Annotated in this window: 12 protein-coding genes and 1 pseudogene; 9 read left to right on the top strand and 4 right to left on the bottom strand. The window is 67.0% G+C overall.

Annotation, left to right across the window (positions count from 1 at the left end; translation table 11 throughout):
• Positions 1–626 precede the first annotated feature (626 nt).
• The 8 genes and pseudogenes from rpmH to E4J16_RS14935 all read left to right on the top strand — a co-directional run bounded on the left by rpmH (position 627) and on the right by E4J16_RS14935 (position 6,540).
• Complete coding sequence (rpmH, locus tag E4J16_RS14970) at positions 627–764, top strand: 50S ribosomal protein L34 (protein WP_073333441.1); 138 nt, start codon at positions 627–629, stop codon at positions 762–764.
• Positions 703–1,191, top strand: coding sequence for a ribonuclease P protein component (gene rnpA / locus E4J16_RS14965; RefSeq protein WP_338028860.1), 489 nt, complete (start codon positions 703–705; stop codon positions 1,189–1,191). The genes rpmH and rnpA overlap by 62 nt, the downstream gene beginning before the upstream one ends.
• Positions 1,188–1,475: pseudogene (yidD, locus tag E4J16_RS14960) on the top strand (membrane protein insertion efficiency factor YidD); the annotation flags it as partial. The gene rnpA and the pseudogene yidD, both read left to right, overlap by 4 nt.
• Positions 1,476–1,690: 215 nt before the next feature.
• Positions 1,691–2,887 carry a membrane protein insertase YidC gene (gene yidC / locus E4J16_RS14955; RefSeq protein ID WP_136314498.1) on the top strand — a complete coding sequence of 399 codons (1,197 nt, stop codon included), beginning with the start codon at positions 1,691–1,693 and terminating at the stop codon, positions 2,885–2,887.
• Positions 2,888–2,939: 52 nt separating this feature from the next.
• Positions 2,940–3,530: a Jag family protein gene (locus tag E4J16_RS14950; protein WP_136192072.1), complete on the top strand. Its 591-nt coding sequence runs from the start codon at positions 2,940–2,942 to the stop codon at positions 3,528–3,530.
• 19 nt (positions 3,531–3,549) lie between these two features.
• Positions 3,550–4,206 carry a 16S rRNA (guanine(527)-N(7))-methyltransferase RsmG gene (gene rsmG, locus E4J16_RS14945; RefSeq protein WP_136192160.1) on the top strand — a complete coding sequence of 219 codons (657 nt, stop codon included), beginning with the start codon at positions 3,550–3,552 and terminating at the stop codon, positions 4,204–4,206.
• Between the two features lie 94 nt (positions 4,207–4,300).
• Positions 4,301–5,218 (top strand): ParA family protein, encoded by a 918-nt coding sequence (locus E4J16_RS14940; protein WP_136314497.1) that lies wholly within the window; start codon positions 4,301–4,303, stop codon positions 5,216–5,218.
• Between the two features lie 2 nt (positions 5,219–5,220).
• A complete protein-coding gene (locus tag E4J16_RS14935) occupies positions 5,221–6,540 on the top strand; it encodes a ParB/RepB/Spo0J family partition protein (protein WP_136192070.1) in 1,320 nt (439 codons plus the stop codon).
• 192 nt (positions 6,541–6,732) lie between these two features.
• On the opposite strand, the gene E4J16_RS14930 is transcribed toward E4J16_RS14935, so the two are convergent.
• From E4J16_RS14930 to thrC, 4 genes are all read right to left on the bottom strand, one after another.
• Positions 6,733–7,722: a D-alanine--D-alanine ligase family protein gene (locus E4J16_RS14930; protein ID WP_136314496.1), complete on the bottom strand. Its 990-nt coding sequence runs from the start codon at positions 7,720–7,722 to the stop codon at positions 6,733–6,735.
• Positions 7,723–7,765: 43 nt separating this feature from the next.
• A complete protein-coding gene (locus E4J16_RS14925) occupies positions 7,766–9,073 on the bottom strand; it encodes an aminotransferase-like domain-containing protein (RefSeq protein WP_136314495.1) in 1,308 nt (435 codons plus the stop codon).
• A gap of 603 nt (positions 9,074–9,676) precedes the next feature.
• Positions 9,677–9,832, bottom strand: coding sequence for a hypothetical protein (locus E4J16_RS15260; protein ID WP_168709534.1), 156 nt, complete (start codon positions 9,830–9,832; stop codon positions 9,677–9,679).
• Positions 9,833–11,966: 2,134 nt separating this feature from the next.
• A complete protein-coding gene (thrC, locus tag E4J16_RS14920; protein ID WP_136314494.1) occupies positions 11,967–13,457 on the bottom strand; it encodes a threonine synthase in 1,491 nt (496 codons plus the stop codon).
• A 333-nt stretch (positions 13,458–13,790) separates the two neighbouring features.
• Between thrC and E4J16_RS14915 the strand changes: the two genes are divergently transcribed.
• The gene (locus E4J16_RS14915) at positions 13,791–14,387 is read left to right on the top strand and encodes a hypothetical protein (protein WP_136314493.1); all 597 of its coding nucleotides are present in this window, start codon (positions 13,791–13,793) and stop codon (positions 14,385–14,387) included.
• Positions 14,388–14,541 lie beyond the last annotated feature (154 nt).

The following is a 14,541-nucleotide window of genomic DNA, read 5'->3' as shown; positions in this document are numbered from 1 at the left end:
ACCGTAACCGATGCCGACGTCATGTCATCCGGCCCCCGGAGCGACGCCGTTCGTCGCCGGGGCCGCCGGCCGGGCCGCGGTGCTGGAGACCGGTCGCCCGCCGTCGGCATGCGTATGCGGTTGCCCACAGGGTTGTCCACAACTGGGGATGAGTATGGCACCCCCGGGGCCCCGGGCACACCGCACAGTCGATGAGCGGTGGAAACCTGCATCACCTCGGGCCGTCTGCCTTCCCGTTCCGCGCCGTGCCGGCGGCACGCGGGCGGAGGGAGTTCACAGGCCGTGACGGCCGATGTTCACAGGGTAGGGATAACGGGCGCTTCGCGCTTGGGGCGTGGCGGGTGGGCGGTTGTGGCTGGTCTGAGGATGGAAGCCCGCGTGTGAGCGCGGCGTCGGAGGGCTCCGAGGTGCGGGCCGTCAGGGGGTGGCGTGATGGGGGTGGGGTCGAGCGTGTCCGGGTTCTCATCACGATATGCGCGGATTCGTTTGACCACGGGGAAAGCGTGACCCTATTGTGGTGCGGACGTTCGCGTGGAGTCACGTCCCTCACCATGGGGCAGCCAACGCGAGCGACCGTGCCGCGACTGGCGATGCACGGTTCCGATCATCGCACCAGGAGTACACCCGTGAGCAAGCGGACCTTCCAGCCCAACAACCGTCACCGCGCCAAGGTGCACGGCTTCCGTAAGCGTATGCGCACCCGTGCCGGCCGTGCCGTTCTGGCTTCGCGTCGGCGCAAGGGTCGCGCCCGTCTCGCGGCCTGAGGTGCTTCCGGCGGCGCACCGGATGCTGCGGTCGGAGGATTTCTCGGCCGCGGTGAGGTCCGGTGCGCGCAGCGGCAGTCGGCGGCTGGTGGTGCACTACTGCGCCGGACCGAATCACGGCCTCGACTCCAGTCCCGACCAGGATGAAGCCGGGGCCGTCGGCGTTGGGTCCATGGCAGGGCCTTCCGTCCGGATCGGCGTCGTCGTATCCAAGAAACAGGTCCCCAGGGCCACCCACCGCAACCGCATCAAGCGGCGAGTCCGTGCGCTGCTGCGGGTGCGCCTGAGCGAGTTCGAGCCGGGCGCGCGCGTCGTGGTGCGCGGGCTGGCGGGGGCGGACGGCGCCACCAGCGCGGAACTGGCCGTCGACCTGGACCGGCTGCTGAAGCGCAGCCGGTCGCTGGCGCATGCTGGGCGGCGCAGATGACTGCGGTACACGACCACGCCCCGTCCGCCGCCGCCCGGGCGGCGCTGGCACTGATAGCCCTGTATCAGCGGTGGATCTCCCCGGGTCTGCCCAGGCGCTGCCGCTACTACCCGAGCTGCTCGGCGTACGCGGTCGAGGCCGTCGAGGTTCACGGCGCGGTCAAGGGCATGCTGCTGGCGGCCTGGAGACTGCTGCGCTGCAACCCGCTGACCCGCGGCGGCGTCGACCACGTCCCCGACCCCGGCCGCTGGCGCTATCACCTGCCGCCGGACGTTCCGCGCTTCGCCGGGAGCAACCACGACTCAGTGCAGAGTCGGCCCCACTCGGGCGCCCCGCCCGACGACGGCGCCTCGTCGCGGCCTCGCCCCGCCCACACCGGCGGTGCGTGGCCGGGTAGTCCACAACAACCCTGACAACCGTCGGCATAACCGGACCTCAACAAGTTTGGCGGCATCGTCTGCCGCATCCGCCCTCAAGCACGTTTAAAGCAAGGAGTGCAATGGACACGTTCCTGTGGCCTCTAATGGTCGCCGTCGCCTGGGTCATGGTCAACATCCATCGATTCCTCGTCTTCATCGGATTTCCCGACGGGCCGGGCATCGCCTGGGTCCTCTCCATCATCGGCCTGACCATGTTCGTGCGGCTGCTGATCATGCCGCTGTTCGTCAAGCAGATCCGCGCCTCTCGCGGCATGCAGCTGATGCAGCCGGAGCTGCAGGCGCTGCAGAACAAGTACAAGGGCAAGAAGGACCCCGCCTCCCAGCAGCGCCAGCAGGAGGAGATGATGGCGCTGTACCGCAAGCACAACACCAACCCCTTCGCCTCCTGCCTGCCGATCCTGATCCAGATGCCGGTGTTCTTCGCCCTGTTCCGGGTGCTGGCGAACCTGGAGGCGGTGGCGACCGAGACCTACGCCGACCACGACTCCATCGGCCCGCTCACCGCTGCGCTGGCCGAGCAGGTGCAGGCCTCCACCGTGTTTGGTGCCCCGCTGTCGGCGTCCTTCATGAACTCCAGCGAGCTCACGGTCAAGATCGTGACCGTGGTGATGATCGTCCTGATGAGCGTCACCCAGTGGTACACGATGGCGCAGCTGAGCATGAAGAACATGCCGGATTCGGTCAAGAACAGCGACAACCCGGCCATGCGCTCCCAGCGCATGATGATGACGATCATGCCGATCTTCTTCGCCTTCACCGGCGTGCAGTTCCAGATCGGCGTGCTGGTGTACTGGGTGACTACCAACCTGTGGACCATGGGCCAGCAGTTCTTCACCATTAGGAAGATGCCCGCGCCCGGCTCCGAGGCCGAGAAGAAGATGCGCGCCCGCGAGAACGCCCGCCGCGCCCGTAAGGGACTGCCCTCCCTGGAGGAGGAGGAGCGCGCCAAGGCGGAGGCGGAGGGAAGGTCCGTCAGCTCCGGGCAGCGCGTCCAGCCGGTACGTAAGGATCGGCAGAAGAAGCGTCCTCAGAGCGCGCCCGCGGCCAACGCCGGCAAGCCCGCGCCCGGGGACTCACCCGCGGACGCCAAGGCGGACGCCGCCGACGCGCCCTCGACCAACGCCGTGGGGCTCACTCAGGAGGAGATCGCCCGGCGTCGGTATGAGCGCCGCGCCCGCGCGCGCAAGCAGGCTGCGGCCAAGCGCAAGGCCGAGGCCGCGCGGAACAATAAGAACAGCAAGCGCAAGCCCCGCTGAGCCGGGTCCGCGCAACTAAGGGAACAAACGACTCAAGACAGCGAGAGGCATCATGACCGAGCACGCAGCACGACCCAAGCACCAGAACACCTCCATCAAGGACCTCGAGGAGGAGGGCGAGGTCGGCGCCGACTACCTCGAGGAGTTCCTCGACATCGTTGACCTCGGCGGTGACATCGACATTGACGTCGACCACGGCCGGGCATCGATCGCCATCATCGCCTCCGAGGAGGGTGACGAGCGCGAGCTGGCCGACCTGGTGGGCCGCGACGGAGAGGTCCTCGAGGCCATCCAGGAGCTCACCCGCCTGGCGGTGCAGGCGCGCACCGGCAACCGCTCCCGGCTCATGCTCGACATCAACGGTTACCGCGCCGGGCGGCGAACCGAGCTGACGAAGATCGCCGAGGAGGCGGTCACCAGGGTGAAGGCCACCGGCGAGCCTGTGGCGCTGGAGCCCATGAACCCCTTCGAGCGCAAGGTCTGCCACGACGTCGTCGCCGCGGCCGGGCTGTACTCGGAGTCCGAGGGCGCCGAGCCGCACCGCCACGTGGTGGTCATGCTGGCCGACGACGACGAGGCCGAGGCCGCCGTGGACGGTGCCGCGCAGGCCGAGGATGCCGACGTCGACTCGGGCCGTGAGTGACCCGATGAGCGAGGCGGAGATGAGCGCCGCCGAGGCGGTATCCGACTCGGCGCAGCTGGAGGAGCCCACCGCGCAGGTGCGTGCGATGTTCGGCCCCGCCTTCAGCGCCACCGAGCATTTTGCGCAGATGCTGGCGGAGCAGGGCGAGCTGCGGGGCCTGGTGGGTCCCCGGGAGCTGCCGCGCCTGTGGTCCAGGCACATCGTCAACTCCGCCGCGGTGGTGCCCTTCCTGCCCGACCATGGCCGGGTGGCGGACATCGGTTCCGGTGCGGGTTTCCCCGGGATCATCGTGGCGCTGTTGCGCCCGGACCTGGATGTGGTGCTGGTGGAGTCCATGGAGCGGCGCACGCAGTGGCTGGAGGACGTCGTCGCCGAGCTCGACTTGGACAATGTGGCGATTGAGCGAGCCCGGGCGGAGGAGCTGCGGGCCAGGTACGATGCCGTCACCGCGCGTGCTGTGGCGAATCTCACAAAGCTGATTAGGATGACCTCACCTCTGTTGAAGCCGGGTGCCAGCCTCTTGGCGCTCAAGGGCGCCCGTGCCGATGCCGAGGTGGCCGAGGCCAAGTACGTGATCAAGCGTGCACGGCTCGAACCGGCGGTTGTCCATGAGGTGGTCACCCCCGATGAGGGGATCACCAAGGTTGTTCAGGTGAGGCGGCCGGCCTCGCGCTGACCGGGTGATGCTGACCGGGTGATACCTGCTTCTCACGTAGACTGAAGCGGCCGAATCGGCGTACGCGCCGGGATGTCGCCGTAGGAGAAGCAGATTGTCAGGATCGTCCATTTTCGATCAGCTCCGCGCTGACCGCTCAACCCTGGATGAGGTGGCCGAGGGCGGGTTCCCTCGGCCCGAGCACACCCGTATCATCGCGGTCGCCAATCAGAAGGGCGGTGTCGGAAAGACCTCAACCGTGGTGAACGTGGCCGCCGCCTTGGCCGAGGCCGGCCTGCACGTGCTCGTTGTCGACGCGGACTCGCAGGGCAACGCCTCGACGGCGCTGGGCGTCGAGCACGACGAGGACCAGGCGTCCATTTATGACGTGCTGGTGGAGGGTGCCCGCATTGAGGACGTCGCCGTGCAGACCCGCTTCGCCGAGACGCTGTGGTGCGTCCCCTCCACCATCGACGTCGCCGCCGTGGAGATCGAGCTCATCAACTCCGCGCAGCGCGAGGCGCGCCTGCGGCTGGCGCTGGAGGAGTACCTGCGGGACCGGGAGTCACGGGGTGAGGCGCGCATCGACTACATCCTCATCGACTGCCCGCCGAGCCTGGGCATCATGACCATCAACGCCTTCGTCGCGGCGGGCGAGGTGCTCATCCCCATGCAGGCGGAGTACTACGCGCTCGAGGGACTGGCCTTGCTGACGCGGTCGGTCGAGCGCATCGCCCAGATCCACAACCCCACGCTGAACGTGTCCATGATCGCGCTCACCATGTTCGACAACCGCACGACTCTCGCCAAGGAGGTGGAGGCGGAGGTACGCACCTACTTTCCCGCGGCGACGCTCACCACCCGCATTCCTCGCTCGGTGCGGGTGGCGGAGGCACCCTCATTCGGCTCCCCGGTGGTGTTCTGGGACCCGCGGTCGACCGGTGCGGTCGCATACAAGAAGCTCGCGCTGGAGATCGCTGCGCGCGGCGTCGATGCCGCCGCCGACCAGCCGGAAGAGTCGACGGAGGCATGACCATGGCACAGAAGAAGCGCGGCCTGGGTCGCGGGCTACAGGCACTCATTCCGGATGCGCAGGTGGAGAATCCTGCGCGGCGGCCGTCGGACGTGTTCTTCCCCGAGGCGCGCGACGGGGTCGCCGACGCCGTCGAGGCCGCGCCACGGCGCGCGGATGACATCGCCGCCACTCTGCTCGCCCCGTCGAAGCGGTCGCGGCGATCCACGGGCCGTGCGCGTCAGGCCGGGTCGGCCGAGTCACCTACGAGTGCGGACTCCGGTGCGGCGGCACCCGAGTCCACTGCGGCGACCGCTGTGGCCGACGCAGCGGCGGATGCCGCCGGGGACTCGGCGGCGTCAGAACCGGGTTCCTCGCACCCGGGCGATGTTTCACGTGAAACATCTGCGGCGGAGGCAGACACCGACTCCGCTGATGCCGAGCTCGTCCCGGTCCCGGGTGCGACTTTCGCGGAGCTGCCGGTTGAGATGATCGTGCCCAACCGGAGGCAGCCGCGCCAGGTATTCGATGATGACGACATCGCCGAGCTCGCGAACTCCATTAAGGAGGTGGGCCTGCTTCAGCCGATTGTCGTGCGCCGGGTGGATGATGCGGCCACCGTGGCGTCGACGACGGGTGCGGCCGAGGGCGAGTTCGGCGAGGCGTCCGGCAGCGACGGTGAGGCGGCTGAGTATGAGCTGGTCATGGGCGAGCGCCGTCTGCGCGCCGCCAAGGAGGCCGGGCTGGAGACCATACCGGCGGTGGTGCGCTACACGGCTGATGAGGAGCTTCTGCGCGACGCCCTGCTGGAGAACCTTCACCGGGTTCAGCTCAACCCCCTTGAGGAGGCCGCGGCCTACCAGCAACTACTCGAGGACTTCGACTGCACGCAGGCGGAGCTGTCGGCGAAGATCGCACGGTCGCGCTCACAGATCTCCAACACTCTGCGCCTGATGAAGCTGCCTCCGCTGGTGCAGCGGCGAGTCGCCGCAGAGGTGCTTTCCGCGGGACATGCGCGGGCGCTTCTCGGCCTGCCGGACGCTGCGGCCATGGAGCGTGTTGCTCAGCGAGTGGTTGCGGAGGGTCTTTCGGTGCGGGCCACGGAGGAGATCGTCGCACTCTACGGCGAGTCGAATGACGTGCCCCGCGTGCCGACGGCGTCACGTGCGCGCAATACGCCATTGCCGGCGTTGTCCACGCGACTGTCGGACGCCTTCGACACCCGGGTGAAGGTGACACGCGGCGCGAAGAAGGGACGCATCACGATCGAGTTCGCCGGGGATGAGGACCTGGCTCGGATAGTCGAGGCCCTGGCTCCCGGAACCTCGCTCGACGAGGGTTGATCGGCCGACCGCTCCAGGACGGTGAGCCGCCTCGGGTGGTTCCGGGGTTGGGCGGTCGTATCGGTGAGAATGCACGTACGCGGTTCTGTGTGAGTCGTTGACGCGGAGGCGCGGAGATACGGGGAGGGCCGCGATGTTTCACGTGAAACATCGCGGCCCTCCCCATTCAGTTGGCGCCGAGGTGGTGTGGTCTCAGGGGCGCACCGCTGGATTGTGCACCAGTTGATCGTAGAGCTCCGGCAGATCTCCCGCCGCCTTCGCGGCCATGGGGAACAATGACATCGCGGTCATGCCCGGGATGACATTGACGTCGATGAACCAAGGCTGTCCGTCGCCGTCGAGGATCAGGTCGGTGCGCGAGAGGTTGCCCAGGCCGAGGGAACGGTGGACCGTCACCGCCATCTCCTGCACGGTGTTCAGTGCGTCCTGGTCCAGACGGGCCGGCACGAAGTACTCCGACCGGCCGGGGTTGTAGCGCGCGTCGAAGTCGTAGCGGCCCTGGGAGACGACTTCCACGGGAGGGAGGGCGCGAGGACCGTCTCCGGTGTCAACCACAGAGACCGCGAGCTCGGTCCCCTCGACGTAGTTCTCGATCAGGGCGCGCTCGTCGTAGGCGAAGCAGGAGACCATGGCGCTGCGCAGTTCGTCGGCGTTTGACGCGTAGGAGACCCCTAGCCCGGAGCCACCCTGATTCGGCTTGACGACGACCGGGAGGCCGAGGTGCCCGGCGACGACGCCCAGTACGTCCTGTGCGCCGAGCTGGCTGAAGTAGGCCTTCGGGAGGGTGACGGAGTCCGGCGTGAGCACCCCGGCTGCGCGCACGGATGCCTTGGCGGTGGGCTTGAAGGATGCGCGCTGGCAGCCGTCCGAGTGCGTGCCCACATAAGGAAGACCGAGTGCGATCAGTACGTTCTGGAGCCCGCCGTCCTCACCGTGGCCGCCGTGTACCAGCGGCCAGACGACGTCGGGGCTGAAGGCCTTGAGGGAGGGGATGGTCCGGGCGTCGACGTCGAGCAGGACCACGGTGTGCCCCAAGTGCTTGAGTACATTCATGACCCGGTTCCCCGAGCGCAAGGAGACCTCGCGCTCGTGGCTGAGGCCGCCGGCGAGTACTGCGATCCGAAGTGGTTCACTCGCGGCGTTGTCAGGTGTGATGTCAGGGGTGTCGGATGAGTCGGGCATGAGGGGCTCCTTGAGTTCGAACTGCGGGTGGGCGGTAACGGTGTCAGACCTGATCCGGCGACGGCGCTGAAACGCCGCCCGATGGGCGCTGGCAGGCAGGTCCGAATAGTTTGATGAGGTCGAGGTCGTGGGTGACGACCTCGGAGAGGCGGCGCACTCCCTCGCGGATGTCCACCGGTTCGGGATAGCAGAAGGACAGGCGCATATGGTCGCGTCCTGCACGGCCGCCCGCGTAGAAGGCCGTCCCGGAGACGTAGGCGACCAGGTTGGTGACGGCGCGTGGCAGCATCTCCTTGGCGTCGAGGCCATCGGGAAGCTTCACCCACACGTAGAAGCCGCCCTCGGGCACGTTCCACGTGCACATGGGCATGAACTCGGAAAGAGCGTCCACCATGGCGTCGCGTCGACGGCGATACATGGACCGGAATTCGCTGATTTGGCCGCGCCAGTCAAAGTTGTCCAGGTACGTGGAGATTGAGAACTGGCCGACGGAGCTCGGGCACAGGATGGCGGCCTCGGAGGCGAGCTTCATCTTGTCGCGCACCGCGGGCGGGGCAACCGCCCAGCCGACTCGGTATCCGGGGGCAAAGATCTTCGAGAACGATCCGAGGTAGACGACGTCGTCAGGTGCCAGCGTCTTAAGCGCCGTGTGGGTGCGTCCCTGGAAGTCGAGGAGACCGTAGGGGTTGTCCTCGATGATGAGGACGTGGTGGCGGCGGCAGATGTCGATCACCTGCGGGCGCCGCTCCTCCGAGAGCGTGACGCCGGCCGGGTTGTGGAAGTTGGGCAGGCAGTAGAAGAACTTCACTCGGCGCCCTTGGCGCTCCAGGTCGGCAAGTGTCTGCTCCAGGGCTTCGGGAATGACACCGTCGGCGTCGATCGGGGCCTGCTGGATGTCGGCCTGGTAGGTGGAGAAGATCGACAGCGATCCGACGTAGGTCGGAGCTTCGGTGAGGATCACGTCGCCGGGGTCGATGAACAGCTCGGTGACCAGGTCGACCGCCTGCTGGGAGCCGGTGGTGATGACGACGTCCTCGGGATCGGCGTCGATGCCCTCGAGTGCCATTACCTCGGGAATCTGCTCGCGCAGTCGCGGCAGCCCCTGCCCATTGCCGTATTGGAGTGCCTTGCCGCCGTCCTTGCGGATCATGCGGGCGGTCGCCTCTGCCAGCGCGTCAAGAGGAAGGTCCTTCAGGTTCGGCATACCGCCGGCAAGCGAGACCACCTCCGGCCTTGAAGCGACGGCGAATAGTGAGCGGGTCTCGGACTCACGCAGGCCGTACGCTCGGGTGGCGTAGGAGTCGAGCCAGGGATCCAGCCGGTTGCCTCTTTGTGGGTTCGTCTCAGTCACGTGTCTTTCCCTCCCGGCGGGTGTTCGTCATCGTGCACAAGTCTGCCACGCATGGTGTATTCGGTGATGTTTCACGTGAAACATCCTTCGGCGGCGCTCCCCTCGGTTGGCACGTGTTGCGCGGTCACCGGCCGGATCGGCACGGACGGCCCGTGGTGGCCGGATGTTTCACGTGAAACATCGTTCGAGTGAGGGCGTGTGCTCCTATGTGATGGTTGCGCGGAGGCGGGCGATGACGAATGAAGGCTGGTGCTCGCCTTCGCTCCAGGCGTGTTCGCGGTCGTGGTAGGCCCCGGACGCGGGGCCGGAGACGCTGGCTCGGATGTGGGAGAGGCGAGGGCTGACGGGAGTATCGCCCGCTTGAGGCGCTTGTTGCGGACTATGAGCCGACCGATGTCGGGTGGGCAGCTCACGGCAGCGTCGGCGCCGGACACGACCGCGCTCTGACGTGCGAGGGCATCGACGCCGGCCTCCAGGCGGTGACAGCGGGCGCCTTCGGCATCAAGGTTTAGTAGTAAGAGGCTCGTCGTGTTCGGGGCAAAGTGCGGGCCGCGTTGGCGACAACTGCGGTGTCCTTCGCGTTGGTTCTGGCACTGCCCGAGGTCAGGTTGGCGGTACGGCGCATATAGAGGCCGGCAGGCAGTCGACGGTGCCGTCCATCGCCTGAGTCACCGCGACCGCCACCGCCAGGGCGCCGATCGTTGTCAGCTGGTCAACGAACAACGACCACGACGCGGCCGCGCTCGCCCAGGCGCGCACAGACCTCCCGCGGCCGACCCGTCCAGGCGCGCACAGACCTCCCGCGGCCGACCCGGCTCGTTGGGAGGGTACGTGTTGAACGGCGTCTTAGCGCCCCGGTGATGGTCTTGACCCGGTGCCGCGCCTTACACGCGCCCGGCACCGACGAGCACGTCGAGGTCCTAGTTCACCTTCCGCATCCGTCCGGGCGTTGGTGCTCACCCTGCCAGGCGGACGGCCCAGCACCCACACCAGCGTCAGAGCCAACCGCGCTGCGGCGGGTCGTTCCCCAAATCACCGCTTCCCCGCCCGTCCGCCACTGCCGGTGACAACACCGCGCGGATCATTGCATAGGCAGGGGCAGGGCATCAGGCAGTAAGCGCCCATCCGGCCCGGCCACCGGAATCACCAAGTTGAATGCGAGGAGAGGGGCACGCGCTGGAATGGCGAAGTTTCCTCGGTGCCTTGCCGTTGCCCCCAGTAAGGCTCGATCCCGCCAACTCGCACTCGGAGTCCGGGGTTCAGATCAACCAACCTAAGGCCTCGCATCTGTGGCACGGGCGCCAAATGGGGGGTGGATGTTTCACGTGAAACATCGCGCGGCGTGCCATCGGAGGGCGTCAGGGGCCGTCGGCGCAGAGCGAGTAGTCAATGCAGTCCGAGCCGGGCGATTCGAGTGCCGCGCACGCGCCGCGTGTCGGACGGATATGGCCTGCCAGCACGGTTATCGGGGCACGTCACGCACGCGCCGCGCGTGTCGGACGGGTGGTACGCGGTGGATGGTGGTGGGACGGGGGCCGACCACCGTCGTATGGCGGCTCAGGATGGTCGGTCATGGCGACTGCTCCGAAGGGGTGCGCGGTTGGGTGTTTGTGTGCGTGGCCGTTGAGCCAGCCGGTTGGACCCCTGCGCCCCCGTTGGACCCCTGTGCCCCGCTTGGACCGCCGTAGCCACCGGTTGCGGCGGTGTGATGTCTCAGGACATCGGTGACAGTTCTGCCTCAGGACATCGGTGACAGTTGTGGCGGTTTGCGGGGCCGGCGCGGTTGGAGATTGGGCTGGGGGTCGTGGTGGCGGCCGCTGTGACCCACGGCTAGATTCGGCCGGGGACAGCCCGGGGGCCTATACAGCAGCGTCGGCGATCCAGGGCTTCGTCGTCGGGTCAGGACCCGCTTTACGGCTGCAGCACGCCGACCCGGTCAGGCGCCAGGAGTCACCAGCCGATGGCGCGCCGGTCGCAAGAGGCGGCCACCGCCCCCGTACGAGGGCGTCGTCAGGCCACTGGACGATCGCCAGGCGCACACGGGGATCAACACGACGGTTCGTTGAGCTCATGCCCCAATCAGGCCCGAAGTGTCACCACCAAACACCCCCGAACTGTCACCGATGTCCTGAGACATAACACACCGGTTGCGGCGGTCCATCGGGGCGTGACCGGTCCAACGGGGCGGCGTCAAGACCCACTCACCCCTCGACGGCCCCACGCAGCCCACTCAAGCTTGGGTCTCGTGGCAACCAGATACGACGAACTCGCCACCCGCTATCGGAACGCCACCCACATCGCCGATACCGCCCCACCGGCACAAACAACCCACACAACACGACCAGGCGCCTTGGCGCGCTGTTACGGACGCGCACTGGGCCGCGTCGCTTCCCGAACCAGCTACGAGCGCCCCACGCTCGGGGCGTGTGCGGATGGAGGGATTTCGGGATCGGTGCGGGGTTGCTCGGTGTCCGGTGCCTCCGTGGTGAGCTGCTGGGGCGGGCGGAGCCGATGCTGAAGGTGCTCGGCGTCCGGTACGTCCCTTGTGAGCTGCTGGGGCGGGCATGCGGAGCCGATGCTGAATGGCGCTCGAGCGCGTCATGATTCGTCGCTGCGCAGGCGGCACGCTGGCTGTACCGGGCGCCTCATGGGAGGGTGCAGTGCTCCGGTTGCGGCGACCTCGTCCTCAACCAACGTGATACGAAGGTCAGGTGTAGTGACTCGGCGTTCGGCGGCAGCGCGGTTGAGAGCATGTGTACGCGAGTCTCCGGGATTGAGAGTCGGGTGGCGTTGCGGTGTTCGGGATGTTTCACGTGAAACATCAAGGGGCCGCGAGGATGTTTCACGTGAAACACTCTCGCGGCCCCCTGTCGTCAATTGAGGTGAAGACCCGTCAAGCGTGAAGGGCGTCTGCGGCAATGAGTGCGCGCAGGCGGCTTTCGTCGCAAGGGATATCGACCACGTGCTGCTCGGCGTCGAGCAGGCGGCGAATCGCGTCGGGAACGGGCTGAGGGGCGCCGAGGGCCTCGGCCACCGTCTCAGGGAACTTCTCCGGGCGGGCGGTCTCCAGCACCAGGGTCGGGAAACCTCGTTCCATGACCCGCAGTGCCACCGTGACGCCGTCGGCGGTGTGCGGGTCGATCGGGGTGCCGGTGGCATCGTGCACCCGCCGGATGGCGGCGAGCCGATCGGCATGTGTGGAGGTGCCGGAGACGAAGCCGAAGTCCTCGCGCAGCCGCGCTAGCCGGTCGGACAGGTCCAGTACTCCGGTGCGCTCCAGCGCCGGCCAGCGGGACTGGAACTCTTCCGGTCCCAGCAGCGTCCAGATGAAGCGCTCCAGGTTGGAGGCCTTGGATATGTCCATGGAGGGACTGGAGGTGGCCAGGGTCTGCGCACCGGTGCGCGGCCGGTAGACGCCGGTGGAGAAGAACTCGTCCAGCACGTTGTTCTCATTGGTGGCCAGGATAAGGCGGCGGATGGGCACGCCCATGGTGCGTGCCAGGTGGCCGGCGTAGATGTTGCCGAAGTTGCCGCTGGGCACGGCCACGTCCACGCGGAATGAACTGGGCTCGATGGCAGAGCCGCCGTCGGCTCCCGCCGCCCCGGCGCCGCCCCCCGTTACGCCATCCGAGGCGCGCAACCAGGCCCACACGTAGTAGACAACCTGGGCGGCGATGCGCCCGAAGTTGATGGAGTTGACCGCGCCGATGGCGTACTCGGACTTAAAGGCGGGATCGTTGTTGATCGCCTTGACCAGGTTCTGGCAGTCGTCGAAGACGCCTTCGACGGCGATGTTGTGGATGTTGGGATCGGCCAGGGAGTACATCTGGGCGCGCTGCACGTCGCTCATGCGCCCCTGCGGAGACAGCATGAAGACGCTGACGCCGTCGCGGCCGCGGAAGGCGTGCTCCGCGGCCGAGCCGGTATCACCGCTGGTGGCGCCGAGGATGTTGAGCACCCGGCCCTCCCGGCGCAGCGTGTAGGGGATCGCCTGGCCGAGGAACTGCATGGCCAGGTCCTTAAACGCCATGGTCGGTCCCTCGGACAGTCCCACCAGGGTCAGCCCCTCGGCGACGGCGTCCGCCGGGCGTAGCGGAACCACCGGGGCCGGGAAGTGCTCCGGGCCGTAGGCGGCGGCGGTGAGCGCGCGCAGGTCCGCGGCCGAGACGTCGGTGGCATAGCGCCCGATGACCTCGGCCGCGAGCTCCGGATAGCTCAGGGGACGCCAGTCCTCCAGGGTGGTGGCGTTGATGTGCGGGACCTCGGCGGGGACGGCCAGGCCGCCGTCGGGGGCCAGTCCCGATAGGAGCACATCCAAGAACCCGGCGGGCGGCATGCCGCCCCGGGTGGAGATGTAGCTCGTGTCCTGCGTGCGGTGCTGCATGTGCCGCCCTCCCGTGCGCCGTGGTGAACGCGCCCATCCTATGCGACCGGCTGAACCTTGCGGCTACCCGCGGTCGCATCCGCTGACGGGGCTGGGACAAGGTGGTATCGCAAAGGACCTGGGTGACGGCACCCCCGGCGGATGGTAGGTCCGTCTCGGTGATTTCCAGATGCACCAAGACGGTGTCCCCGCGAGTCGTACTCACGAAATTCTTGGCCTTACAGGATTCGCTTGTTGGTGAAGGCGCCTCGTCCTGAAGAATGAGGCGAGCTCCTCCACAGGGAGGAGTGCCAGCAAACATAACGAGCTATAGACCTCACGTAGCCAGCGGCGGTGAATGCCACGGTAAAGGAGGGACTTGCCGTGGAACGACGTTCAGCGATGACGACGCTGGCTGGTATGGCCGGCGGGGCGATCATAGGCACGGGTTTCTGCTCGGGCCTGCCAATCTCGCAAGCATACGCTGCAACTGGCGGTACCGAAGACGATGCCGTCGATCTGATTGCGGAGATTCGTGAGCAACTTGCCGCTAACGGAGATACCGTTGAAGAGGTATTAAGAAGCTTCGGGTACGAAGATGCTGCGGCTGAGTTCGCGGAGGGAACGTCTGGATCTTCGGGGGCTACAGGTCCCCGTCGGGCCGCAGCGTCCAACCAGACCAAGAAGGCGCTTCGTGCCTCGGTCGCAGCTATAGGCGCATCTTTCCTTGCTATGGGATACAAGCTCTCAGCCGAGTTGGCGTTGCATGGCCTTGACTTGACCCGTACCGGTACCACATACGTGCCCAAGAATGGTTCTATTGCCGGGAAGTCGGCTACAGTGGCCGCGCTACGAAAGAAGACAGCAAAGAGTGGCAGTGCGACGTTTAACAGGGCAGGAGGCACGATAGGGTACGATCTCTATTATTCAATCCACAAGTTCAATTGGTAATAATCCGGGGGAAAGATCATAGTTCGAGACGTTTATGATTTTCAGAAAGGAGACCATGCCGGTATGCAGCAGAAGGTCATTAATGTGATGGTCGCTGCCCAGAGGCAACGTGCGATCTATCCCTTCAATATCAAAATCACGGTCTAAGATGGCG

The sequence above is a fragment of the Actinomyces procaprae genome, assembly GCF_004798665.1.
Taxonomy (GTDB): domain Bacteria; phylum Actinomycetota; class Actinomycetes; order Actinomycetales; family Actinomycetaceae; genus Actinomyces; species Actinomyces procaprae.
The sequence above is the reverse complement of the archived record's forward strand: the minus strand, read 5'-3'. Positions and strand labels throughout refer to the sequence as shown.

Coding starts and splice junctions, on each gene's coding strand:
- E4J16_RS14935 (WP_136192070.1), top strand. CDS start 5,221: ATGGCACAGAAGAAGCGCGGCCTGGGTCGCGGGCTACAGGCACTCATT.
- thrC (WP_136314494.1), bottom strand. CDS start 13,457: ATGCAGCACCGCACGCAGGACACGAGCTACATCTCCACCCGGGGCGGC.
- E4J16_RS14930 (WP_136314496.1), bottom strand. CDS start 7,722: ATGCCCGACTCATCCGACACCCCTGACATCACACCTGACAACGCCGCG.
- yidC (WP_136314498.1), top strand. CDS start 1,691: ATGGACACGTTCCTGTGGCCTCTAATGGTCGCCGTCGCCTGGGTCATG.
- rsmG (WP_136192160.1), top strand. CDS start 3,550: ATGAGCGCCGCCGAGGCGGTATCCGACTCGGCGCAGCTGGAGGAGCCC.
- E4J16_RS14950 (WP_136192072.1), top strand. CDS start 2,940: ATGACCGAGCACGCAGCACGACCCAAGCACCAGAACACCTCCATCAAG.